A 22,034-nucleotide genomic window follows, 5' to 3' on the forward strand; every position below is an offset into this window, starting at 1 on the left:
TCTTTGCAGCAACCGGAGACAACGGTGCAATTCCACGACTCGATGATCAGCCTCGTCGGCAACACCCCGCTGCTGAGGCTCAACAGCGTGACCGCGGGCATCCAGGCGACCGTTCTGGCCAAGGTGGAGTACTTCAACCCCGGCGGATCCGTGAAGGACCGCATCGCGCTGCGCATGATCGAGGCGGCCGAGAAGAGCGGGGAGCTTCAGCCCGGCGGCACCATCGTCGAGCCGACCAGCGGCAACACCGGCGTCGGCCTGGCCATCGTCGCCCAGCAGAAGGGGTACCACTGCATCTTCGTGTGCCCCGACAAGGTGTCCACCGACAAGATCAACGTGCTGCGCGCGTACGGCGCCGAGGTGGTCGTGTGCCCGACCGCGGTGGACCCCGAGCACCCGGACTCGTACTACAACGTCTCCGACCGCCTGGTCCGTGAGACGCCGGGTGCCTGGAAGCCGGACCAGTACTCCAACCCCAACAACCCCCTCTCCCACTACCACTCGACCGGCCCCGAGCTGTGGCAGCAGACCGAGGGGAAGATCACCCACTTCGTCGCGGGCGTGGGGACCGGCGGGACCATCTCCGGCACCGGGCGCTACCTCAAGGACGCCAGTGAGGGCCGGGTGCAGGTCGTCGGCGCCGACCCCGAGGGGTCGGTCTACTCCGGCGGGTCCGGGCGGCCGTATCTCGTCGAGGGTGTCGGTGAGGACTTCTGGCCGACCGCCTACGACCGGACCGTGGCGGACGAGATCGTCGCCGTGTCCGACAAGGACTCCTTCCAGATGACCCGTCGGCTGGCCAAGGAGGAGGGGCTGCTCGTCGGCGGCTCCTGCGGCATGGCCGTCGTGGCCGCGCTGCGGGTCGCCGAGCGGCTCGGCCCCGACGACGTCGTGGTCGTACTCCTCCCCGACAGCGGGCGCGGGTACCTCTCGAAGATCTTCAACGACGAGTGGATGGCCGACTACGGCTTCCTGGAGGACGAGGGTCCCAGCGCCCGCGTCGCCGACGTCCTCAACGACAAGGTGCACGGCGCCATCCCGTCCCTCGTGCACATGCACCCGGAGGAGTCGGTCGGCGAGGCCATCGAGGTGCTGCGCGAGTACGGCGTCTCGCAGATGCCGATCGTGAAGCCGGGCGCCGGCCACCCGGACGTCATGGCGGCGGAGGTCGTCGGCTCGGTCGTCGAACGGGAGCTGCTGGACGCCCTGTTCACCCAGCGCGCCTCGCTGACCGACCCGCTGGAGAAGCACATGTCGGCCCCGCTGCCGCAGGTCGGCTCCGGTGAGCCGGTGGGCGACCTGATGACCGTGCTCGGCGCCGCCGACGCCGCGATCGTCCTGGTCGAGGGCAAGCCGACCGGTGTCATCAGCCGGCAGGACCTGCTGTCCTTCCTCGCCAAGGGCGGGAAGCAGTAGGAAACGTCCGGTGAACGGGCCGTGCCGACGGCGACTTTGCGGTTGCCCACCGAAATGGCGGACTTCGCGGAAGTGGTACGAGGGCGTCACGTCCACGCAGCACACGCTTAACAAGCGTCGGGCAGATTGGTGGATGTCGGCAGGGCGGGAGCGGCTCCCCGCCTCGCCGGCACAAAAACGGCGTCACGGACCTCCGGAGCGGCTCCCGGACCTCCACCGACGCCTAGGACGCGCACGCCCGGTCCTGACCCGGCACGCGTCCCTCGCGGGGACCGCCGTCGTCCCGCCCTCCCGGCAACGGGGGGTGCGGCGGTCCCCGCGCACAGCTTTTTCTACGGCCACATCGGCTACGGCCCCGTAGGTCCCGCGGGCCCCGTCGTGGCCCAACTCCCCAGCAGCGCAAGGCGCTCCGCCGTCTCCGAACCCGGCTCCGGTGTGTAGACCACGATCGTCCGGTCCAACTCCCCCGGTACCGCGAGTGTTTCGTACGGCAGCGTCAGCAGGCCCGCGACCAGGTGCCGCACGCGCTTCACGCCGTAGGCGCACTCCTTGACCTCGTGGTCGGCCCACAGGCGGCGGAAGTCCTCGCTCCGGAGGGAGAGTTCAGCGACCAAGGCGCTCAGCTCGGGGTCGTCGCCGCGGCCCGAGGTCACCCGCAGGTTGGCGACGGCCTGTGCGGCGACCTCGGCCCAGTCGGGGTAGAGGTCGCGCGAGGCCGGGTCGAGGAACACCTGGCGCGGGATGTTGCGCACGGCCGGGGGCATGCGGCTGAAGCCGCTCAGCGCGTCGGCGAGCGTGTTCCACGCCAGCACGTCCATCCGCGGGCCGAGCACGAACGCCGGCATGCGGTCCATGCCGTCCAGCAGCACCTGGACACCGGGGCGGACCCCGGGCGCGGGCGTCCGGTCCTTCTTCCCGCGTTGGGGGCGGGCCACCGTACGCAGGTAGGCGTGTTCCGTGTCGTCCAGGCGCAGCACGCGGGCGATCGCGTCGAGCACCGCGTCGGACACTCCCCCGGACTTCGTCCGGGAGGGGCTCCCCGGCCCGCGGCCCTGTTCGAGCCGGATGTAGTAGTCGACGCTCACCCCGGCCAGCTGCGCCACCTCCTCGCGGCGCAGCCCTGGCACACGACGGCGCCCGTGCGAGGGCAGCCCCACGTCCTCGGGCTGGATACGAGCACGGCGTGAGCGCAGGAAGTCTCCGATGTCCCCGTCCATGGGTTCGATGCTAGTGCCGTGTTCGAGGCGGGGAGAGGGCGGCGAGGACCTCAGCCACGACGGTGGTGACCTTCGGGTCGTGGGCGGTCTGGTTCCCGGTGACGGCGCGCGGGCTCAGTACGGGGGTCGGGGCGGGGGTGGTGCGGGCGCCGGTGGCGCGGAGGATCGTCTCCAGGTGGGCTTCCGCGCCGTGGGAGTGGTAGCCGATGACCAGGCCGGTGGCGGGCTTTCCGGCGAGGGGCGAGTCGTCGCGGGGGCGGGAGAGCCAGTCCAGGGCGTTCTTCAGGGCGGCCGAGATGCTGCCGTTGTTGACCGGGCTCAGGACCAGCAGGCTGCCGGCGGAGCTGACCTGGGCGCGCAGGGCGGCCACGCCGGGCGGGGCGGGTTCGGTGTCCAAGTCCTCGTTGAACAGGGGGAGTTGGTCCAAGGTGGCGGCCAGGATGACTTCGTGTTCGGGACGGTCCTGGGCCACGGCCGCGAGGGCGACCTGAGTGGTGACGGCCCCCGCGCGCAGGCTTCCGGACAGGACCAGGGTGCGGTGAGGGGCGGCGGATGGCTGCGGTTGCGGCATGACGGCGGACTCCAGGGGAGGTCGGGAGGAGGGGAGCGAGGAGGTCAGACGGCGGGGCCGGCGATGGCGTCCAAGGTGCGCAGCGTCTCCGACGACAGGCCGATCGTCGCGGCGGCGATGTTCTCGGCGAGGTGGGCGCGGGTGGAGGTGCCGGGGATCAGCAGCATCGTGGGGGAGCGGTGCAGCAGCCACGCGAGGGCGATCTGCCGCGCTGTGGCGCCGAGTTCGGCCGCGACCTGTTCCAACGCCTTGGCCTGTAGCGGCCGGAACCCGCCCAGCGGCCAGAAGGGCACGAACGCGATGCCCTGTTCGGCGCACCGGTCCACCAGGGCGTCGTCCTGACGGAAGGCGACGTTGTAGTGGTTCTGCACCGCGACCACCGGTGCGATCCGCCGCGCGGCCTCGACCTGCTCCGCGCTGACGTTGCTGACGCCGAGGCTGCGGATCAGGCCCTGGTCGCGCAGCTCGGCCAGGACCGTGAACGGCTCGACGATGTCGTCCGCCGCCAGGGTGTCGGTCATCCGCAGGTTCACCAGGTCCAGCGCCTCCAGGCCCAGGTGGTCCAGGTTGTCGTGGACGGCCCGCACCAGCTCCGGCCGCGACAGCGCCGCGGGCCACCCTCGCTCGGCCGTGCGGCGCGCGCCGACCTTGGTGGCGATGTGCAGGCCCTCGCGATAGGGGTGCAGGGCCTCACGGACCAGCCCGTTCACCAGGTGCGGGCCGTAGTAGTCGCTGGTGTCGAGGTGCGTGATGCCCGCCTCGACCGCGGCGCGCAGGACGGCCAGGGCCTCGTCACGGTCGCGGGGTGGGCCGTAGGCCATGGGCCCGGCCAGCTGGAGGGTGCCGTAGCCGACGCGGGTCGGGGTCAGGGTCTCGGACAGGCGCAGGGTGCCGCCGGGAAGTACGTCGCTCATCGCGAACTCCTTGCTGAGAACACACTCGGGGGTGGGTCCCAACACTGCCGCCGCGATGACGGAACCGACAGCCGATCACGGCAGAAGCGCGCCGAACCTCCAATGGGGGAGATCAGGGCGTCCGGTACTTCCGTCCCGGATCGACTCGACCGGCGTATCGTGCAGCGCCGCGCCCTGTGGTGAAGGCGTCGGTCAGGCCGGGATCAGGCGGCCGTCGCGGAGTCGGGTGCCCGCCTGCTTGAGGCGGTGCAGGACCGGGACGACGTCGACCTGATGGACCGCGTCGAGGGCGCCGACCTTGGTGGTGACGTAGGAGTAGAGGTCGTCCATGGTGCGGCAGGTGACCGTCACCAGGAGGTTGGCGGAGCCGGTGACGGCCGCGGCGAAGGTGGTCTCGGGGTGGGCGGAGAGGGCCTCGCCGGTGGCGTCCAGCCGGCCGGGGGCGACGGTGAGCCACAGGTAGGCGGGGGCGTGGAAGCCGAAGCGCGGGTAGGCCAGGTCCACGGCGACGCGCAGGGCACCCGCCGCGAGCAGTTCCTCCAGCCGCGCGGAGACCCGGGACTTCGACCAGCCGCAGGCGCGGGCGAGTTCGACGACTCCGGCGCGTCCGTCGCGGGCGAGTTCGGTCATCAGCGGGCCGTCCTGCTCGCGCGGCGCTCCCGCGTTCCGGACGTCCTGGACCACCGCTCCGCCTCTGTCTCCGTCTTCGCCGGTGGTGGCGCGCTGCCGCTGGTCGGAGGCGTGGAGCAGAGCCGCCCGGTCGTCGGTGAGAGGGTCGTCGAAAGCCAGCCACTCGGCGCCGCTGCCCAGGTACATGTGCATGACCGCACACGCGTCGAAGCCCAGCACCCGGGCGGTGCGCGGCAGGCGTTGCAGCACCGATCCGCCCTGGTCGCGGAGGCCGGTGTGGGTCTGGCACACGATTTCGGAGCCGCCGGAGGTGACGCTGACGTAGGCGGTGTCCTCGCGGGCGGCCAGCGCGTCCGCCAGGGTGTCGGTGGCGTCGGGACGGCACCGGACCCGGACGAACCAGGTCCGGTCGCCGAGCAGCGCGTGGCGGGGCAGGGCGCGCACGCGGACGGCGCCGTCGGCGACCAGGGCGCGGTAGCGGCGGGCCACGGTCTGCTCGGAGACCTCGGCCACCTCGGCGATACGCCGGAAGGACGCCCGCCCGTCACGCAGCAGGCATTGAACGATCCGCCGGTCCGTCGCATCCATGACGGAAGCGTAGGGGCTTTTCATCGAATGTCATGGAGCTTCGGCCGCCACGTGACGGTCTGGCTGGGGGCGGCGGGCGGTGCGGGGCGACCGTGGTGCCCTGGCCCACCGTGCCCTGCGAAAGGGATCCCCCGATGACGAAGTCCCCCTCCCCGACCCGGCCGCCTCCGAACCTGGTACTGCCAGACCCAGGAAAAACGCATCCCTGGGTAGCCCCGACGCACCGGACCAGTGTGGTGGGTGTCGCCGGGGAACCGCCCCGGTGGCACCCACCACAGGAGCACCTCATGTCGTACGAGAATCTGGCCGGCCGTACCGCCGTCGTCACCGGCGCAGCCAGCGGGATCGGCCAGGCCGTCGCCGTTCAACTGGCCGCGAACGGGGCGCGGGTGGCGCTGCTGGCCCGGCGCGGGGAACGGCTGGACGCGATCGTCGGGAAGATCCGGGCCGAGGGCGGAGAGGCCCTCGCGGTCGTCGCCGATGTCACCGACGACGCGTCCGTGGAGGAGGCCGCCGCGCGCGTCCACGACATGTACGGGACCGTCGACCTGGTCGTCAACGCCGCCGGTGTCATGCTGCCGCACCCCGTCGACGACGGGCGGATCGACGAGTGGCGGCGGATGCTCGACACCAACGTGACCGGCGTCCTGCGCGTCGTCCGCGCCTTCACCGGGGACCTGGTGGCGGCGGCCGGGGAGGGCCGTACCGCGGACCTGGTGAACATCTCGTCGATCGGCGCGCACGTCATGTTCCCCGGCTACGCGGTCTACGGAGCCACCAAGGCCGCCGTCACCCACATCTCCCAGTCGCTGCGCTCCGAGTTCGGGCCCCGTGACGTGCGGGTCACCAACATCGAGCCGGGGCTGACCGACACCGAGCTGGGGACGCACGTCGGCAGCGCCGAGATGAGCGCCCAACTGGACGAGCTGTTCGGGGCGTTGGGCGGACTGTCCGCCGAGGAGGTCGCCGACGTCGTGGCCTACGCGGCGAGCCGCGCCCGGCACGTCAACCTGCGACAGATCGTGGTGCTGCCGACCCGCCAGGCGTGACCGGGACGGTCAGTCCTCCCACGCGTCGTCCGCGGACCGGGAGGACTTCGCGCGTCGGCCGCCGAAGAGCCCCGGGGTGGTGCGGGCGGCCTGGACGGCGTTGACACCGACGATGCCGGCCCAGGCCACCAGCAGGCCGGGGAGGTGGGCGATGCCGCCGCCGATCGCGGACAGCGGGATCGCCAGGACCATCGAGACGATGCCGAAACCGAAGCGTTCGCCCCACGAGTCGGTGGGCTTCGGTCCGCGCGAGCCGCGGGCGGCCACCATCTGCTGCTCGGCCATCTGCCGGCGCACGCGGCGCTCCACCGCGCCGTCGATCCGCTGGTCGACCTTCTCCAGGAACGAGTCGACCAGCGCCGACTCGTACTCGTCGCCCAGTTCCCTGCGCGCCTGCAGGGTGGCGTTGAGTTCCTTCTTGAGTTCGACGTCGTTCCCGTCCATTCCCGTCATGCGACTCAGATTAGGGAGCCGCCGCGCCCGCTGCACTGGGGATAGCCCCCCTGTTGGACGTCGGGTTCACCGGGAGCACCCCGAGCGACTCCAGCACCCGGCGATGACCGTGCTCGACACCCGTGATGCTCACCTCGATACCCCGGTCCCGCAGCTCGCCCACCGCGTCCCTCAGCGCGAGCGCGCCCGTCGCGTCGACCGCCGTCAGCCCTGACAGCCGTAGATCTACGGCTGTCACGTCCTGGACGTCGGCGAGGCCGCGGCGGAAGCGGTGGGCGGCGGCGAAGAGGAGCGGGCCGTCGAAGCGGTACGTCACCGTGCCTGCCGCGCCCGGGAGTTCGTCGGTCGTGGCCGGGGTCAGGCGGGTGCCGCGCATCGCCGCGCGCAGGGCGAGCAGGACCGAGACACCGAGGCCGATGAGCACCGCGCGCACCAGGTCGAGGGCGAGGGTGCCGGCCGCGGTGAGGACCAGGACCAGGGCGTCGCCGTGCGTCGAGCGGGCCATCGCGCGGACCGCGTCCGTCTCCACCATGCGGATCGCCGTCGCCAGCAGCACTCCGGCCAGCGCGGCCAGCGGGATACGGCCCACCAGCGGCGCCGCGACCGCGACGATCCCGGCGAGGATCACGGCGTGCGCGAGCGCGGCCAGGCGGGAGGTGGCGCCGGTGCGGACGTTGACCGCGGTGCGGGCGATGGCGCCCGTGGCCGGGACACCGCCGAAGAGCGGGGCCGCGAGGTTGGCGATGCCCTGGCCGAAGAGTTCCTTGCCGGGGTCGTGGCGCTCGCCGGGGCGCATCGCGTCCGCGACCGAGGCGGACAGGAGGGATTCCAGGGCGGCCAGTGCGGCTACCGCCGCTGCGGGGAGGAGGAGCGAGGGGACCCGGGACACGTCCAGGAAGGCGAGGGACGGGGCCGGGATCGAGGACGGGAGCGTGCCCAGCCGGGTGACGTGCAGGCGCAGGGCCTCCGAGACGATCGTAGCCACGGCAACTGCCGCCAGGGAGAAGGGAACTGTGGGCTTCCAGCGCGCCCCGGCCAGCATCAGCGCGGCCGAGCCGAGGGCGAGGAGCAACGCCGCCCAGTGCGGGGTCGCGTCGAACTCCTCCGCCGCCCGGGCCGCGACCACCGCGACCTGGTCACCGCCCGGGGTGGGCACCCCCAGCGCCGACGGCACCTGCTGGAGCCCGATCACACACGCGATGCCGATCGTGAAACCGGCGATCACGGGTGCGGGGACGTACGCCATCGCCGCTCCCGCGCGGGCGAAGGCGAGCACGAGGAGCATGAAGCCGGAGACCAGACCGACCGTCAGGACGCCGTTCGCGCCGTACTCGTGGACGATCGGGACGAGGACCACGGTCATCGCGCCGGTCGGCCCGCTGACCTGGCGCGCGGAGCCGCCGAACAGCGCGGCGAGCGAGCCCGCGACGATCGCGGTGATCAGTCCGGAGGCGGCGCCGAGACCGGACGTGACCCCGAATCCCAGGGCCAGGGGGAGCGCCACGACGGCGACGGTGAGGCCGCACAGCAGATCGCGGCGCGGGGCGCGGGTCATGGTGCGGAAGTCGGCGGGGGAGGGCAGGACGGAGAGCACGCCGTTCATGTTCATGAGCTTCTTCGTGTGGGGGAAGTGGTCCTACGGCAGCGGGAGTCGGGGCTAGGGCAGCAGCGACACGAGCCCCGTGTCGAGGTCGAAGCGGGCCGCGACGACATGCGCGGAGGTGAAGGCGGGGTCGGCGCGGATCGCGTCCCGGACCCAGGCCGTGTGGGCCCGCATGGTGTGCTCGGCCCAGTCACCGGGCAGGGCGCGGGTGCGGCGCGCGGCCGGGCTGATCTCGTCGACCAGGAGGGCGAGATGGCCGGGGACGGGGGCGCCGGTCTCCAGGTGTGCGAGGGTCGCCGCCACCGCGCCGCAGCGCTCGTGGCCGAGCACCAGCACCAGGGGGATGCGCAGTTCCTCCACCCCGTACTGGATGGACGCGAGCACCGCCTCGTCCAGGACCTCGCCGGCCGTCCTTATGCACAACAGGTCGCCGAGGCCCTGGTCGAAGACCAGCTCCGGCGGCACCCGGGAGTCGATGCAGCCGACGATCACCGCGAACGGGTGCTGTGCGGTGGCCAGTTGGTGACGGAGTCGGCGGCTCTCGTCCGGGTGGCGGGAGTGGTCGGTGGCGTAGCGGCGGTTGCCGTCCAGGAGTTCGGCGAGCGCGGCGGGGGCGGTGGCCGGGTGGGGCGGTGGGCCGACGGCGACGGTGGCGGTCGTAGGGGCGGTGGCCAGCGCGCCTGCGGCGGTGGCCGTCAGAAAGGCCCTGCGGTTCGAGGCCATGCGTTTCCTCAGGTGGTGGGCGTGCAATCACCCTACGCATGCGATCAGTTACCGAGAGTGCCGATTTAACGACACTTGACTGATCCCTCGTCAGATCATCAACGGGCCATTACTTCGTGATGCCGTGCTGCTTCGCGTACGTGTTCGCCACGTCCTCCGGGTCCTTCTTGTCCTTGTCCACCTGGCGGTTCAGCTCGGTGAGTTGGGCCGTCGTGAGCAGGTTGCCGAGCCGCGCGAGCGCCTTGCGGACGGTGGGGTCGGCCACGCGGTCGGCGATCAGCGGGACGATGTGCTGACTGGGAATCAGGGTCCTGGGATCGGTCAGGACGACCCAGTCGTTGGCCTTGATGTCGGTGTCGGTGGTGAACAGGTTCGCCACGTCCACATCGCCCTTCTTCAGGGCGCCCTTCACCAACGGCCCGTCGGAATCAAGGGACTTGAACTCCTTGAACTCCACGCCGTAGACATCCTTCAGTCCTACGACGCCCACCTGACGGGTCTTCACCTCGGCGGAGGCGCCGAGGGTCAGCCTGCCGTTGTGCTTCGCCAGGTCGGCCAGCGAGGTGAGGCCGTACTTCCTGGCGGTCGCGCGGGTGACGACGAAGCAGTCCGCGTCCTCGGCGATGCCGTAGGGCAGGACCTGGAGGCCGGCGGGGAGGGCGAGGGTGAGGGCGTTCTGCATCTCGCCCGCCTCCGCGACCTTGGACCTGGGCTGGAGGTAGGTGAGCAGGGAGCCCTGGTACTCGGGGAGGAGGTCGATGTCGCCGCTCTTGAGGGCGGGGAAGACGATCTCGCGGGTGCCGAGGTTGGGGCGGACCTTGACCTTCACGCCGGCCGCTTCGAGGGCGGCGGCGTAGAGGTAGCCGAGGACCTGGTTCTCGGTGAAGTTGGCGGTGCCGACGGTGACGCCGTTCTTGCTGGAGGCGCTGCCACCGCCGGCGGAGCCCCCGCCGTCCAGCGAGGTGACGCCGCTCGCGCAGGAGGACAGGACGGGGACGGCGACGGCCGTTCCGGCGAGGGCGCCGAGGAGGGTGCGACGGTTCATTTCGGAGTTCCCGGTTTCCCTAGGCGGTGCGGTGGCGGAAGAGGAAGCGCTGCAGGGCGGACAGGCCGAGGTCCAGGACGATGGCCACCAGGGCGACGAGCACCGCCCCGCCGAGCACCTGCACGAGGTCGCGTTGGGCGAGTCCGTCGAAGACGTAGCGGCCGAGGCCCCCGAAGGAGACGTACGCGGCGACGGTGGCCGTGGAGACCACCTGGATGAGCGCGAGCCGCAGGCCGGTCATGATCAGGGGGAGCGCGAGGGGCAACTCGACCTGGAACAGCACCTGGTGGCCGCGCATGCCCTGCCCGCGTGCCGCGTCCTTCACGTCCGGATCCACGGCCGTCATCCCGGCGTAGGTGTTCGTGACGATGGACGGGACGGCGAGGGCGACCAGCGCGATGTACACCGGCCACATCGACAGGCCGCTCGCCAGGAAGACCAGGACGACCAGGCCGACGGTCGGCAGGGCGCGGCCGAAGGAGGCGAGGTTGATCGCGAGGAACGCGCCCTTGCCGGTGTGGCCGATCAGCAGGCCGAGCGGGAGACCGATCACGGCCGCGACGAGGGTCGCGAGCAGCGAGTACTGGAGGTGCTCGGCGAGGCGGTGCGCGATGCCGTCCGTGCCGGCCCACTGGGAGCCGCTGGTCAGCCACTTGCCGAGGTTCTTGAAGAGTTCGAACATCAGGCTCGCCGCCTCTTCCACGGGGTGAGGACGTACTGGAGGGCGACCAGGGCCGCGTCCGCGACCACGGCCAGCAGCAGGGTCAGGACGACGCCGACGATGACCGGCGTCGGGAAGTCGCGCTGGAAGCCGTCGGTGAAGAGCTGGCCGAGGCCGCCGTCGCCGATGTAGGTCGCGACCGAGACGAGCGAGATCGACATGACGGTCGCGATGCGGACGCCGGCCATGATCACCGGGAGCGCGAGGGGGAGTTCGACGGTGAGGAGCGTGCGCAGGGGGCGCGTGCCCATCGCCTTCGCGGCCTCCTTCGTCCTCGCGGGGACCGAGTCGAGGCCCTCGACCGTGTTCCGCAGCAGCACGACCAGCGTGTAGACCGTCAGGCCGATCACGGTCGTGGTGCGGGTCAGGCCGCTGATCGGGAGCAGGAGCACGAAGATCGCGATCGACGGGATCGTGAACAGGACGTTCGACAGGCCGAGCAGGAAGCCCCGGAGCGGGCGGACGCGGTGGGCCACGACCGCCAGCGGGAGCGAGATCAGCAGGCCCAGGAAGACGGCGGTCATCGCGGCCTGGAGGTGCGAGAACGTGAGGCTGGTGAGGTCGTCGGTGTGGTCGCCTATCCACGACCAGTCGATGGTCATGCGGCGGCCGCCTCGGTCTCCGTGTGTGTCCGCGCTTCCGCGTGGGCCTGGCCCGCGTGGGTGTGGATGTCGTCGCGGGAGGAGACGCCGGTGAGGACGCCGGCCGCGTCGACGCGGGCGATCAGGCCGTTCGGGGAGGCGACGGACTCGTTGAGGGCGGCGAGGAGGGAGTCGCCGTCCGTCAGGGGTCGTACGGGTATCTCGGCATCCTTCGCCGCCCAGTGGAGGGGCTTGCGGGCCTCGTCCACGACCAGGGTCCAGGTGCCGCCCTCGGGGGCCGGGCCCTGCGGGACCTCGGCGAGGGTCTTCAGGGAGAGCAGCTTGAGGCCGCGTTCGGCGCCGAGGAAGTCGGCGACGAAGTCGTCGGCCGGGCGGGCGAGGAGTTCGGCGGGGGCCGCGCACTGGACGAGGTGGCCGCCGGTGCGGAAGATCGCGATGCGGTCGCCGAGCCGTACGGCTTCGTCGACGTCGTGCGTGACGAAGACGATGGTCTTGTTCAAATCCCTCTGCAGGCGCAGGAGTTCGTCCTGGAGCTGAGTGCGCACGACCGGGTCGACGGCGCCGAAGGGCTCGTCCATCAGGAGCACTGGCGGGTCGGCGGCGAGCGCGCGGGCCACGCCGACGCGCTGCTGCTGGCCGCCGGAGAGCTGGTGCGGGTACCGCTTGCCGGCGTCGGCGGCGAGCCCGACGGTCTCAAGGAGTTCGGCCGCGCGGGCCCTGGCCTTCTTCCGTCCGTGGCCCAGGAGCAGCGGCACGGTGGCGATGTTGTCGAGGACGGTGCGGTGCGGGAAGAGCCCCGACTGCTGGATGACGTACCCGATGGAGCGGCGCAGTTCGGCCGCGTCCTGCTGGGTGACGTCCTTGCCGCCGACCTTGATGACGCCCGAGGTCGGGTCGATCATCCGGTTGATCATCCGAAGGGTGGTCGTCTTGCCGCAACCGGAGGAACCGACCAGTACGGTGACCCCGCCTTCCGGCATCTCCAGGGAGAGGTCGTGAACTGCTGTCGTGCCGTTGGGGAAGCGTTTGTGGACCGCGTCGAACTGGATCATGAGTTGTCCCTTGCCCGGCTGTATAACGTCATGCAGAGTTCTCGGTGTCTGAATAGTTTGTCAATGTCTCCGCGTTAATCCGAAGTAACGGATGCCCGGCAGGCAAGATCGAGTGTCCTGATTGAGGGGAGTTCGTCGCCTTATGTCGTCTCAGATCGTGGACGCCTCTGATGTGGCGCTGTCCGGAGGCACCGATCTGGTCGTCCTCGACGGGGTCGGCTTCGGGGTCACCGACGTCGTACGCCTCGCCGACGGGGACGCCCGCCCGGTCCCCGGCACCGACGCGATGAAGCGCGCGACCGAGTCCTGGGACGCGGCCCGCCAGATCGCCGCGACCGGCCGCGTCTACGGCCGCTCGACCGGCGTCGGCGCCAACCGGAACGAGGACGTACCCACGGAGGCGGCGGCCGAACACGGCCTGCGGCTCCTCCGCAGCCACGCGGGCGCGATCGGCGACGAACTCCCGGCCCGGGAGGTCCGCGCGATGCTCGCGGTCCGGGCCAACCAGTTGCTGGCGGGGGGCGCGGGACTACGGCCCACGGTCGTCACGGCCCTGTGCGAGGCACTGGAGAACGGCGTGTATCCGGTCGTCAACGAGTTCGGTTCGGTGGGGACGGGGGACATCGCGGCACTGGCGCAGGTGGGGTTGGCGTTGGTGGGGGAGCATCCCTGGCGGGGGGTGGGGCCGGGTGTGGCGGGTTCCGGCGGGCGGGGTGCGGGGACTTTCGGAGGGCTCGGTGCCGGGGATTCCGGCGGGCGCGGCGCCGGGGATCGCGACGGCGGGGGTTTCGCCGGCGCCGGTGCCGGGGCTTTCGGGGGGCCTGGTGATGGTGATGGCGAGGGCTTCGGGCGGCGTTACGCCGAGGGCCTCGATGGCCGTGGTGCGAGTGTTTCCGGTGGCCGTGGCGCTCAGGGTTTCGTCGGCCGCGATACCGAGGACTCCGGCCTTGGCGGCGTCGAGGGTTCCGGCGGCCGTGATCCCCATGCCCCAAGTGCTCGTGCCCTAGCCGGAGTTACCGATCCCCACGCCCTCGCCGGAGTTCCCGAGCCCCAGCCCCTCGACAACAATGACGCGCTCGCGCTCATCAGCAGCAACGCCCTCACCCTCGGCCAATCCGCCCTCGCGCTGCACGAGTTGCGCGGGCTGATCGGGGCGACCCAAGTCGTCGGGGCGCTTTCGTTGCTCGCCGTCGACGGGTCGCACGAGCCGTATGCCGCGCCGGTGCACGCCGCTCGGCCGCATCGGGGGTCGACCGAAGTCGCCCGGCGGATGCGGGAGTTGATCGGGGCCGCCGACCGGCCCACCCCGCCCCTCGGGCGGATTCAGGACCCGTACGGGTTCCGGTGTCTGCCGCAGATCCATGGGCCCGCGCATGACGCGGCGGACGCGTTGGAGGCGGTGCTCGCGATCGAGATCAACGCCGCCGCCGAGAACCCCTTCATCTCCGCCGAGGACATGACCGCCTACCACCACGGCGGCTTCTACCAGGCCCAACTCGTCCTCGCCCTGGACCACTTCAGGCTCGCGCTCACCCAGGTCGCCCGGCTGTCCACATCCCGGCTCTCCTCGCTGAACGAGCCCGCGTTCACCCGCCTCAAGCCGTTCCTCGCGGACAACGAGGCCGCCTCCTCCGGCGTGATGATCCTGGAGTACGCCGCTGCCGCCGCCCTCGGCGACCTGCGCGCGTTCTCGGCTCCCGCCTCGCTCGGCCACGCTGTACTCTCCCGGGGCGTCGAGGAACAGGCCAGCTTCGCCTCGCTCGCCGCACGTCAGACACTGCGCGCCTGCCGCGCGTACCGTCTCGTCGTCGGCTGCGAACTGGTCGCCGCCGTACGGGCGTTGCGACAGCGCGGACTGCGGCCCGACCCGGAACTCCCGGTCGGCCGCGCACTGGAGCTGGCCGAATCGGTGCTCGACGACGAGACGGCGGACCGGCCGCTCACGGACGATGTGACGGCGGCGGCGGGACTGCTGGACCGGTTCACCGAGATCTGGAGGGGGAGCACGTCATGAGCGTGGACAGGAGTGTGGAGGGGATGGCGGAGGGGAGCGCGGATGCGGTCGTGGACTCGGCGATGGACAGGAGTGCGGGTGTGAGCGACAGCCCGGCCGCACGGCTGCAGGCGCTCTTCGAGGGGCACCGGCTCACGCCGACCCAGCGGCGCATCGCGCACAGCATGGTGCGCCGCGCCGCCGACGTGCCGTTCCTCTCCAGCGTCGAACTCGCCGAACTCGCCGGCGTCAGCCAGCCCTCCGTGACCCGCTTCGCGGTCGCCCTCGGCTTCGACGGCTACCCGGCGCTGCGCAAACACCTCCGCGAGGTCGCGCCCTCGGAGTCGGCCCCGGACACGGCGTCGTACAACGAGTACCAGCAGGCCGTGGAAGCCGAGATCGAGAACCTGAAGCACCTCGCCGAGATACTGGCCGACCCCCGCCCGGTCGCGAAGGCCGGCCGGCTGCTCGCCGCCTCGCGCCCGCTGCCCGTCCTCGGCCTGCGCGCGGCGGCTTCCCAGGCGTACGGCTTCGCGTACTTCGCCGCCAAGGTCCACCCGGACGTACGGCTGCTCAACGAGGGCGGCACGATGATCCACGACCGGATCGACGCGGCCGTCCGGGCCGGCGCCACCACCCTGCTCTGCTTCGCGCTGCCCCGGCACCCGCGCGAGGTCGTCGACACCCTGGCGTACGCGAGGGAGGCGGGCCTGACCGTCGTCACCGTCGCGGACTCGGCGTTCGCCCCCGTCGCCAAGGTCTCCGATCTGCTGATCCCGGCCGCCGTCGGCACCGGCCTCGCCTTCGACACGGCCTGCGCCCCGATGCTGCTGGGCCGGGTCCTCCTGGAGGCGATGTGCGACGACCTGCCGGACGCGCAGGCGAGGCTGGAGGAGTTCGACGCGCGGGCGGCGGCGCGGGGGCTGTTCGTGGAGTGAGACACCCTGTCCCGTCCGGTGTCTTCCTGTCCCTTCCGGTGTCTTCTCAGACTCGTCTCACGTTCGCTCACTAGTCTCCCGGCCGGACAGAACTGTGCCGGCACGACCAGGAGGCGGGACGTGGCACGCGGAGATCGCAGAGTCCAGGGGCTGGCCCGAGTGGCAGTCGTCATACGGGCCGGAGCGGCCCCGATGTGGTGGTTCGGGGTGCTGGCGGCGGGTGTCGGGGTGCTGCTGCCCGGCATCACGGGGCGCCGGATCGGGGTGATGGCCGGGGCCGCGCTGTTCATCATCGCGGCGCTCGCGGTGTCGTACGCGCGTCGCAGGCGCTACACCGCGCTGGCCCGCGGCGCCGTCCGGGCCGGGAAGCACGACGTGCTCCAGGACCGCGCGGTGAGCACCCGGAACTGGCGTCGCGCCCACCGCTGGTGGCTCGTCCTCGCCTTCGCCCTCGCGCTGGCCAGTGGGTTCGCCGTGCCCGCGGCGGGCGGCATGCTGCTCGCCGGTGCCGGTGCCGGGCTGCGCCTCAAGGCCGCCTGGCTGGGCCGCCGCGAGCGCGCCGACGACGTGCTGCTGTGGATCCGCGTGGACTGGCTGGACAAGCGCGACGGCGCCCCCGCCGGCAAGCCGGTCAGGGGTTACCGCTCCACCGGCATCGCCGCGGGCGACGCGACCCCGGGCGGGGCGCGCCGCCGCAGCGACGTCTTCGCGTAGCCGGGGTTCTAGACCTCCAGGTCCGCCTCGATCTTCTTCAACTGGTGCCTGGCCATCGCCAGGTTGGCGCGGCCGGCATCCAGCACCAGGTAGAGGAAGAGGCCGTTGCCGCCGCGCCCCTTGAGCAGACGGATCAGGTGGTACTGGCTGGACAGGGTGATAAGGATGTCCTCGATCTCGCCCTTCAGGCCGAGGTGTTCCATCGTGCGCAGCTTGGAGCGCACGACGTCGGTGTTCCCGGCGGCGGCGACGCCGAGGTCGAAGGTCTTGCTGCCGCCCATCGTGCCGAGCGCCATACCGCTGGTGTAGTCGACGAGCGCGACCCCGGTCGCGCCCTCGATGGAGGTCAGCGCCTCTTTGAGGGAGGTTTCGGTGTTGGCCATGACAGTGCTCCTTTGGTTCCGTTCAACTTTCCGTGGTGGTACGCGCGTTGGTGCCTGTGGTGGTGCGTGGTGCGCGCGCTGTTCTCGTGCGTGCGGTGGTGGTTTTCGGGGGCGCCTTGACGGGCGGCGCCGGGTCGGTCCGCTCCTCGGCCACGGCGGCTTCGGTCTCTGCCTTCTCTGCCTCGGCCGCCGCCCCGGCGTCGACCAGCTCGCCGATCCGGGCCCCCGCGCGGCGGCCCTCCAGCAGCAGCCGGCCGACATGGACGCGGTCCTGGGCGAGCACGGTCAGCACGGCGCCGCGGCCCGCCGCGTAGGTCGCGACATAGCCGTAGACCCCGCGCACGATCAGCTCGCGGAAGTCGCCCTGCCCGGTCGCGTCCGCCATCCGTACGGCCACACCGAGCGCCGTCACGGTGAGCGCGGCCACCCGCTCCGGCTCGACGCCCGGGGTGTCCTGCGCCAGCACGAGACCGTCGACGCCCGTCGCCAGCGCCCCGGTCAGCTGGGGCACGCGGGCTCTCAACCGGCGCAGCTCGTCGAGGATCTCTGCCTCGGAGGCCATCGGCTCTCTCCTCTCGGCGCGTGCTCGCTGCCACTCAAAGGGCCTCCAGCGCATCTCTGAGCCTCTTCAGCAAGGTGATGTCGGGATCGGTGACGTCGGGCAGGGGAGCGGCGGCGGGCGCGGGCGGCCGGGGCGACACGAGCCCCGCCGACACCAGCCGCCGGACGTCCAGCAGCGTGGGGTACGTCCGCCGTCCCAGCGCCCGCGCGATGTCCGGCGCCGTGCGGACGCCGTCCACCCGCGCCAGCACCGCCGCCTGTCGGGCGGTGACCGGCGGGGGCGCGACGGGGTCGGTCCGCACCAGCGGCGCGCCGTCCGTCGCCGCGTCCGGCCACACCCGGTGCAGCAGATCGCGGCGGCGCAGCGTCTCGCGCTCCAGTGCGGCCACCGGAACCGGCCGCACACCTCCGAGCGGATGCGTGACGCCGTAGCGGAACCGGCCCGGGGTGCTGCTCGGCGCGAGCACGAAGTACGCGGCGTCGTACAGCGCCCCGAGATGGCACAGTTCCAGCGCGCCGGGGCTCAACTGGCCGCTGTCCAGCAGCAGTCGGGTCGTGGCGTGCCGGTCGTCGGTCGCTCTGGCCGCGGCCTCCCAGGCCTCGGTGCGCAGGGTGCCGTGCGCGGTGAGGAGGAGGCCGAGGCCGGGGGCGGACGGACTCTCGGCGTGCACGACGTGGCCGTCGACGAGGTGCAGGCTGCCGCGCTCGCGGACGAGGACACCGGTGGCCTCCTCGGCGGCGAGCCGGGTCAGCATCGGCGAGACACCGCCCCAACCCCGTTCGCCGGCCGCTGCCTTGGCCCGCACGGGCAGCCGGGGCGGCGGGGTGGTGGGCGTGGCCTTGACCGCGGTCATCCCAGCACCAGCCGTCCGGCCATCTCGCCGAGCCGGATGCGGGCCAGCGCGAGGTTGCCCTCCGCGCGGGTCAGCCACAGATGCAGGAACACACTGCTGTCGAACGACGTCCGCACGAACCGCAGCACGTGATAGCTGTCCCGGTTGCTGACGATCAGATCCTCCAGCGGAGGGTCGTCGGCCGTCTCACCGTCCTCCCCGACGGACGCGAACGCCCGGTGCTCCGCCGCGAGCCGCGCCAGTTCGGCGGCCTCGGCGGCACTGGCCTCCTGGTCACCCCCGGGCGACTCCCCTACGACGCCCAGGGCAAGCCCGCTCGTCCAGTCGACCAGCGAGGCTCCCCGGGCACCGGGCAGTCGCATGGCCTCCAGTAAGCACTCGTCGATTCCGGGCACCGTGGCTCCCCTCCCGCCTGCGGTTCGGCTGAGTGACGACGAAGCTACGCACCGTGTGGCCGAGGGGGTGAGGGATCTGGCATTTTCCGGTGGAACATGCCCCCGAGTGACTAAGGTGGGTCAACTGACCCCGTTTTCACACGAGTTGCATGGGTCAGTTGAACCCTGCTCGCAGGGGCGTACGTCAACGGCTCCCGGGTGCCCGCAGGGTGGTGAGCGCGGCGGCGTGCGCCCCGCCGGATTCGGCCACGATCTCCGCGACCGTCTGCGGCTTGCGCACCGTCGCGAACGACACGCCCCCGGAGCCGTCCCGCACGAAGCCGTAGATGCCCGGCCGGGCAAGGGAGTTGTAGGCGTAGTGCGCCGCGAAGTAGTACGCCCCGGTGTCCAGCGCCGCCGCGTAGTCACCCTGCTCCAGCAAGGGCAGCGCCTGCCCCTCGGCCAGCAGGTCACCCGCGAAGCACGCGGGCCCGGCGACGTCCTGCACCACGTCCGCCCCCGACTTGGGCCGCCCCTTCCCGTCGTAGGCGGCGATCCGCAGCGGCCACGACTGCGGCGCGTACACCGTCCGCGTCGCCACCTGCACGCCCGCGTGCGTGATCGCGATCGGCCGCCCGCCGGCGCTCTTCGCGTACTCGACCCGGGCCACCACCGTGCCCTGCTTGGCCAGCATCGACCGCCCGAACTCGGTCACCAGCCCGTACCGCCCGTCGAACAGCCCCGGCACCGCCTCCCGCAGCAGCCGCGCGTACTGGTCGTACGTCGGGGTCGTCGCGTCCGAACCGAAGTTCACCCCCAGGCCGCCGCCGATGTCGAGCGTGTCGATCTGCGGCCGCCCGAGCCGCGCGTTGATCTCCTCCGCCAGCTGGTACGTCTCCGCCACTCCTCGCGCCAGCAGCGACAGCGGGATGCCCTGCGACCCGGTGTGCGCGTGCAGCCGGGTCAGCCACGGTCGCTCGGCGAACGCCCGCACCACCCACTCCCGCGCCCCCTCGTCCCGCAGCGCCACCCCGAACTTCGAGGTCGCCGTCGCCGTGGAGAGCGCGGCGATCGACCCGCCGCCGATCTGCGGATTGACCCGGATCCCGAGCGCGGAGCGACTGGTCGCCGACCGCATCAGCGCGTCGATGCGCTCCAGCTCCTGCGGATTGTCGGCGTTCACGGCGATCCCCAGCGCCAGCGCCTCCCGCAGCTCCGCCGGCGTCTTCGCGGGCGCGTCCAGCACCGTCCGCTCCGGCCGTACGCCCGCCGCCCGCGCGAGGGCCAGCTCGCCCGGGCTCGCCACCTCCGCGCCGATGCCCTCCTCGTGCAGCAGCCGCAGCACCGGCACGAGCGGACTCGCCTTCACGGCGAACGCGTGCAGCACGGGCGTCCCGGGCGCCGTCACCGCGTCGAACGCCGCGCGGAGCGCCGCCGCGGACTCCCGGATGCCGGTGACGTCCAGCAGCGCGACGATGGGGGCGCCGGGCCCCAGCAGCCCCTGCTCCACGGCGGCCCGGACGGCGTCGTCCCGGCGCGCGGTCCGTTCGGCACCGGGTTCGGTGCCGGGTTCGGTGCCGGGATCCACGCCGGGTTCGGTGCCGTCCGTGTGACCCTGGTTTCCGTCGTTCACTGGAGCCCCCGTCATGTCGTCGCCCATGGTCGGTACATCCGGCCAAACACTCAGAGCCTGCCCACAGAGACGCCCTGATGTATTGACTAGTTCTATTCACGAAGTCAGGATGTGAATAGCTGTAGTAGGAAATCCGCTGAGAGCAGTCCGCTAGGAGGCAGACCATGTCAGGACCCCGCCCCGTACGAGCACCCCGCGGTACGGAACTGAGCGCCCTGGGATGGCAGCAGGAAGCCGCCCTGCGGATGCTGCAGAACAACCTGGACCCCGAGGTCGCCGAACACCCCGACAAGCTCGTCGTCTACGGCGGCACCGGCAAGGCCGCCCGCGACTGGCGCTCCTTCGACGCCATGGTCCGCACGCTGCGCACCCTGAAGCAGGACGAGACGATGCTCGTCCAGTCCGGCCGCCCCGTCGGCGTGATGCAGACCCACGAGTGGGCCCCACGGGTCCTCATCGCCAACTCCAACCTCGTCGGCGACTGGGCGAACTGGGAGGAGTTCCGCCGCCTGGAGGCCCTCGGCCTGACCATGTACGGCCAGATGACCGCCGGCTCGTGGATCTACATCGGCACCCAGGGCATCCTCCAGGGCACCTACGAGACCTTCGCCGCCGTCGCCGCGAAGAAGTTCGACGGCACCCTCGCCGGGACCATCACCCTCACCGCCGGCCTCGGCGGCATGGGCGGCGCCCAGCCCCTCGCGGTCACGATGAACGACGGCGTCGCGATCTGTATCGACGCCGACCCGCGCGCCATCGAACGCCGCATCGAGCACCGCTACCTCGACGTCAAGGCCGACAACCTGCGCCATGCGTTGGAGTTGGCTGTCGAGGCCCGCGACGCACGCCGCCCGCTCTCCATCGGCCTCCTCGGCAACGCGGCCGAGCTGCTCCCGCGGATGCTCGCCGAGGGCGCCCCCATCGACATCGTGACCGACCAGACCTCGGCCCACGACCCCCTCGCCTACCTGCCGGTGGGTATGGCCTTCGAGGACATGGCCGACGAGGCCGCCAAGGACCCGGCGGGCTTCACCACCCGCGCCCGTGAGTCCATGGCGCAGCACGTCGAGGCGATGGTCGGCTTCATGGACGCCGGCTCCGAGGTCTTCGACTACGGCAACTCGATCCGCGGCGAGGCCCAACTCGCCGGGTACGAGCGGGCGTTCGCCTTCCCCGGCTTCGTCCCCGCCTACATCCGCCCCCTCTTCTCCGAGGGCAAGGGCCCCTTCCGCTGGGCCGCCCTGTCCGGCGAGGCCTCCGACATCCACAAGACCGACAAGGCGATCCTCGACCTCTTCCCGGAGAACGAGTCCCTCCACCGCTGGATCAAGCTGGCCGGCGAGCGCGTCCACTTCCAGGGCCTCCCGGCCCGCATCTGCTGGCTCGGCTACGGCGAGCGCGACAAGGCCGGCGAGCGCTTCAACGACATGGTGGCTTCAGGCGAGTTGGCTGCCCCGCTGGCCATTGGCCGCGACCACCTCGACTGCGGCTCCGTCGCCTCCCCGTACCGCGAGACCGAGGCCATGCTCGACGGCTCCGACGCGATCGCCGACTGGCCCCTGCTGAACGCGATGGTCAACGTCGCCTCCGGCGCCTCCTGGGTCTCCATCCACCACGGCGGCGGCGTGGGCATGGGCCGCTCCATCCACGCCGGCCAGGTGACGGTCGCCGACGGCACGCCCCTCGCCGGCGAGAAGATCCGCCGCGTCCTCACCAACGACCCCGGCATGGGCGTCATCCGCCACGTCGACGCCGGCTACGACATCGCGGACCGCGTCGCGGACGAGCGGGGCGTACGGGTACCGATGCGCGAGGGTGACGACGCGTGACCGTTCGTGAGACCGGGGGCGGCAACTCCCCGGTGGGGGCGGGGCCTTTGTCGCCGACCGCGGCTCCGACCGTGCCCGATGACGAAGGACCCGCCCTGCGGAACGACTGCCCACGGTCCGTGGCGGGTGACGGCGGTCCGGAGTCCGCGCCGGGTGACGGCGGCCTGCGGC

The 22,034-nt window shown here is 72.0% G+C and carries 22 protein-coding genes; 6 read left to right on the top strand and 16 right to left on the bottom strand.

What is annotated here, in order from left to right:
* Window positions 1-24 precede the first annotated feature (24 nt).
* Window positions 25-1,416, top strand: a complete 1,392-nt coding sequence (locus OG226_RS29765; protein WP_328682793.1) for a cystathionine beta-synthase — start codon at window positions 25-27, stop codon at window positions 1,414-1,416.
* 347 nt (window positions 1,417-1,763) lie between these two features.
* Here the strand turns inward: OG226_RS29765 and OG226_RS29770 are convergent, their stop codons facing one another.
* The 4 genes from OG226_RS29770 to OG226_RS29785 all read right to left on the bottom strand — a co-directional run bounded on the left by OG226_RS29770 (window position 1,764) and on the right by OG226_RS29785 (window position 5,336).
* On the bottom strand, window positions 1,764-2,633 hold the full coding sequence (locus OG226_RS29770; protein WP_329350558.1) for a helix-turn-helix transcriptional regulator: 870 nt from the start codon (window positions 2,631-2,633) through the stop codon (window positions 1,764-1,766).
* Between the two features lie 10 nt (window positions 2,634-2,643).
* Window positions 2,644-3,204 (bottom strand): NADPH-dependent FMN reductase, encoded by a 561-nt coding sequence (locus tag OG226_RS29775; RefSeq protein WP_329350559.1) that lies wholly within the window; start codon window positions 3,202-3,204, stop codon window positions 2,644-2,646.
* A gap of 44 nt (window positions 3,205-3,248) precedes the next feature.
* Window positions 3,249-4,118, bottom strand: a complete 870-nt coding sequence (locus OG226_RS29780; RefSeq protein WP_329350560.1) for an oxidoreductase — start codon at window positions 4,116-4,118, stop codon at window positions 3,249-3,251.
* 192 nt (window positions 4,119-4,310) lie between these two features.
* Window positions 4,311-5,336, bottom strand: a complete 1,026-nt coding sequence (locus tag OG226_RS29785; RefSeq protein ID WP_329350561.1) for an Lrp/AsnC family transcriptional regulator — start codon at window positions 5,334-5,336, stop codon at window positions 4,311-4,313.
* Window positions 5,337-5,623: 287 nt separating this feature from the next.
* Between OG226_RS29785 and OG226_RS29790 the strand changes: the two genes are divergently transcribed.
* Window positions 5,624-6,385 (top strand): SDR family oxidoreductase, encoded by a 762-nt coding sequence (locus OG226_RS29790; RefSeq protein WP_328682803.1) that lies wholly within the window; start codon window positions 5,624-5,626, stop codon window positions 6,383-6,385.
* Window positions 6,386-6,394: 9 nt separating this feature from the next.
* On the opposite strand, the gene OG226_RS29795 is transcribed toward OG226_RS29790, so the two are convergent.
* From OG226_RS29795 to OG226_RS29825, 7 genes are all read right to left on the bottom strand, one after another.
* Window positions 6,395-6,829, bottom strand: coding sequence for a hypothetical protein (locus OG226_RS29795; RefSeq protein ID WP_328686464.1), 435 nt, complete (start codon window positions 6,827-6,829; stop codon window positions 6,395-6,397).
* A 19-nt stretch (window positions 6,830-6,848) separates the two neighbouring features.
* The gene (locus OG226_RS29800) at window positions 6,849-8,447 is read right to left on the bottom strand and encodes a SulP family inorganic anion transporter (protein WP_328682805.1); all 1,599 of its coding nucleotides are present in this window, start codon (window positions 8,445-8,447) and stop codon (window positions 6,849-6,851) included.
* A gap of 48 nt (window positions 8,448-8,495) precedes the next feature.
* Entirely contained in the window at window positions 8,496-9,164 is a 669-nt protein-coding gene (locus tag OG226_RS29805; protein WP_328682809.1) for a carbonic anhydrase, read from the bottom strand.
* A gap of 109 nt (window positions 9,165-9,273) precedes the next feature.
* On the bottom strand, window positions 9,274-10,209 hold the full coding sequence (locus tag OG226_RS29810) for an ABC transporter substrate-binding protein (RefSeq protein ID WP_328682810.1): 936 nt from the start codon (window positions 10,207-10,209) through the stop codon (window positions 9,274-9,276).
* Between the two features lie 19 nt (window positions 10,210-10,228).
* A complete protein-coding gene (locus OG226_RS29815) occupies window positions 10,229-10,891 on the bottom strand; it encodes an ABC transporter permease (RefSeq protein ID WP_328682812.1) in 663 nt (220 codons plus the stop codon).
* Window positions 10,891-11,532, bottom strand: coding sequence for an ABC transporter permease (locus OG226_RS29820; RefSeq protein WP_328682814.1), 642 nt, complete (start codon window positions 11,530-11,532; stop codon window positions 10,891-10,893). Before OG226_RS29820 ends, OG226_RS29815 begins: the two co-directional genes overlap by 1 nt.
* Window positions 11,529-12,584, bottom strand: coding sequence for an ABC transporter ATP-binding protein (locus OG226_RS29825; protein WP_329350562.1), 1,056 nt, complete (start codon window positions 12,582-12,584; stop codon window positions 11,529-11,531). The genes OG226_RS29820 and OG226_RS29825 overlap by 4 nt, the downstream gene beginning before the upstream one ends.
* Window positions 12,585-12,726: 142 nt before the next feature.
* Here OG226_RS29825 and OG226_RS29830 point away from each other — a divergent pair, with 142 nt between their 5' ends.
* From OG226_RS29830 to OG226_RS29840, 3 genes are all read left to right on the top strand, one after another.
* Window positions 12,727-14,598, top strand: a complete 1,872-nt coding sequence (locus OG226_RS29830; RefSeq protein WP_329350563.1) for an aromatic amino acid ammonia-lyase — start codon at window positions 12,727-12,729, stop codon at window positions 14,596-14,598.
* A gap of 62 nt (window positions 14,599-14,660) precedes the next feature.
* The gene (locus tag OG226_RS29835) at window positions 14,661-15,515 is read left to right on the top strand and encodes a MurR/RpiR family transcriptional regulator (RefSeq protein ID WP_329353546.1); all 855 of its coding nucleotides are present in this window, start codon (window positions 14,661-14,663) and stop codon (window positions 15,513-15,515) included.
* A gap of 120 nt (window positions 15,516-15,635) precedes the next feature.
* A complete protein-coding gene (locus OG226_RS29840) occupies window positions 15,636-16,229 on the top strand; it encodes a hypothetical protein (protein ID WP_329350564.1) in 594 nt (197 codons plus the stop codon).
* Window positions 16,230-16,237: 8 nt separating this feature from the next.
* On the opposite strand, the gene OG226_RS29845 is transcribed toward OG226_RS29840, so the two are convergent.
* From OG226_RS29845 to OG226_RS29865, 5 genes are all read right to left on the bottom strand, one after another.
* Window positions 16,238-16,612, bottom strand: coding sequence for a hypothetical protein (locus OG226_RS29845; protein WP_033284364.1), 375 nt, complete (start codon window positions 16,610-16,612; stop codon window positions 16,238-16,240).
* A 22-nt stretch (window positions 16,613-16,634) separates the two neighbouring features.
* The gene (locus OG226_RS29850) at window positions 16,635-17,174 is read right to left on the bottom strand and encodes a roadblock/LC7 domain-containing protein (protein ID WP_328682825.1); all 540 of its coding nucleotides are present in this window, start codon (window positions 17,172-17,174) and stop codon (window positions 16,635-16,637) included.
* Window positions 17,175-17,208: 34 nt separating this feature from the next.
* Entirely contained in the window at window positions 17,209-18,027 is an 819-nt protein-coding gene (locus OG226_RS29855) for a transcriptional regulator (RefSeq protein WP_329350565.1), read from the bottom strand.
* Window positions 18,024-18,422, bottom strand: coding sequence for a hypothetical protein (locus tag OG226_RS29860; RefSeq protein WP_328682830.1), 399 nt, complete (start codon window positions 18,420-18,422; stop codon window positions 18,024-18,026). Before OG226_RS29860 ends, OG226_RS29855 begins: the two co-directional genes overlap by 4 nt.
* A 184-nt stretch (window positions 18,423-18,606) precedes the next feature.
* Complete coding sequence (locus OG226_RS29865) at window positions 18,607-20,061, bottom strand: diaminopimelate decarboxylase (RefSeq protein ID WP_329350566.1); 1,455 nt, start codon at window positions 20,059-20,061, stop codon at window positions 18,607-18,609.
* 137 nt (window positions 20,062-20,198) lie between these two features.
* Here OG226_RS29865 and hutU point away from each other — a divergent pair, with 137 nt between their 5' ends.
* A complete protein-coding gene (hutU, locus tag OG226_RS29870; RefSeq protein ID WP_329350568.1) occupies window positions 20,199-21,863 on the top strand; it encodes a urocanate hydratase in 1,665 nt (554 codons plus the stop codon).
* Window positions 21,864-22,034: the final 171 nt, after the last annotated feature.

It is taken from the genome of Streptomyces sp. NBC_01261, from assembly GCF_036226385.1.
GTDB lineage: Bacteria > Actinomycetota > Actinomycetes > Streptomycetales > Streptomycetaceae > Streptomyces.

Bases quoted from the DNA above. Each gene is read 5' to 3' on its own strand.
- OG226_RS29780 (WP_329350560.1), bottom strand. From the start codon at position 4,118: ATGAGCGACGTACTTCCCGGCGGCACCCTGCGCCTGTCCGAGACCCTG.
- OG226_RS29775 (WP_329350559.1), bottom strand. From the start codon at position 3,204: ATGCCGCAACCGCAGCCATCCGCCGCCCCTCACCGCACCCTGGTCCTG.
- OG226_RS29845 (WP_033284364.1), bottom strand. From the start codon at position 16,612: ATGGCCAACACCGAAACCTCCCTCAAAGAGGCGCTGACCTCCATCGAG.
- OG226_RS29795 (WP_328686464.1), bottom strand. From the start codon at position 6,829: ATGGACGGGAACGACGTCGAACTCAAGAAGGAACTCAACGCCACCCTG.
- hutU (WP_329350568.1), top strand. From the start codon at position 20,199: ATGTCAGGACCCCGCCCCGTACGAGCACCCCGCGGTACGGAACTGAGC.
- OG226_RS29865 (WP_329350566.1), bottom strand. From the start codon at position 20,061: ATGGGCGACGACATGACGGGGGCTCCAGTGAACGACGGAAACCAGGGT.
- OG226_RS29855 (WP_329350565.1), bottom strand. From the start codon at position 18,027: ATGACCGCGGTCAAGGCCACGCCCACCACCCCGCCGCCCCGGCTGCCC.
- OG226_RS29800 (WP_328682805.1), bottom strand. From the start codon at position 8,447: ATGAACATGAACGGCGTGCTCTCCGTCCTGCCCTCCCCCGCCGACTTC.
- OG226_RS29825 (WP_329350562.1), bottom strand. From the start codon at position 12,584: ATGATCCAGTTCGACGCGGTCCACAAACGCTTCCCCAACGGCACGACA.
- OG226_RS29785 (WP_329350561.1), bottom strand. From the start codon at position 5,336: ATGGATGCGACGGACCGGCGGATCGTTCAATGCCTGCTGCGTGACGGG.
- OG226_RS29835 (WP_329353546.1), top strand. From the start codon at position 14,661: ATGGACAGGAGTGCGGGTGTGAGCGACAGCCCGGCCGCACGGCTGCAG.
- OG226_RS29805 (WP_328682809.1), bottom strand. From the start codon at position 9,164: ATGGCCTCGAACCGCAGGGCCTTTCTGACGGCCACCGCCGCAGGCGCG.
- OG226_RS29770 (WP_329350558.1), bottom strand. From the start codon at position 2,633: ATGGACGGGGACATCGGAGACTTCCTGCGCTCACGCCGTGCTCGTATC.
- OG226_RS29790 (WP_328682803.1), top strand. From the start codon at position 5,624: ATGTCGTACGAGAATCTGGCCGGCCGTACCGCCGTCGTCACCGGCGCA.
- OG226_RS29810 (WP_328682810.1), bottom strand. From the start codon at position 10,209: ATGAACCGTCGCACCCTCCTCGGCGCCCTCGCCGGAACGGCCGTCGCC.
- OG226_RS29850 (WP_328682825.1), bottom strand. From the start codon at position 17,174: ATGGCCTCCGAGGCAGAGATCCTCGACGAGCTGCGCCGGTTGAGAGCC.
- OG226_RS29830 (WP_329350563.1), top strand. From the start codon at position 12,727: ATGTCGTCTCAGATCGTGGACGCCTCTGATGTGGCGCTGTCCGGAGGC.
- OG226_RS29820 (WP_328682814.1), bottom strand. From the start codon at position 11,532: ATGACCATCGACTGGTCGTGGATAGGCGACCACACCGACGACCTCACC.
- OG226_RS29815 (WP_328682812.1), bottom strand. From the start codon at position 10,891: ATGTTCGAACTCTTCAAGAACCTCGGCAAGTGGCTGACCAGCGGCTCC.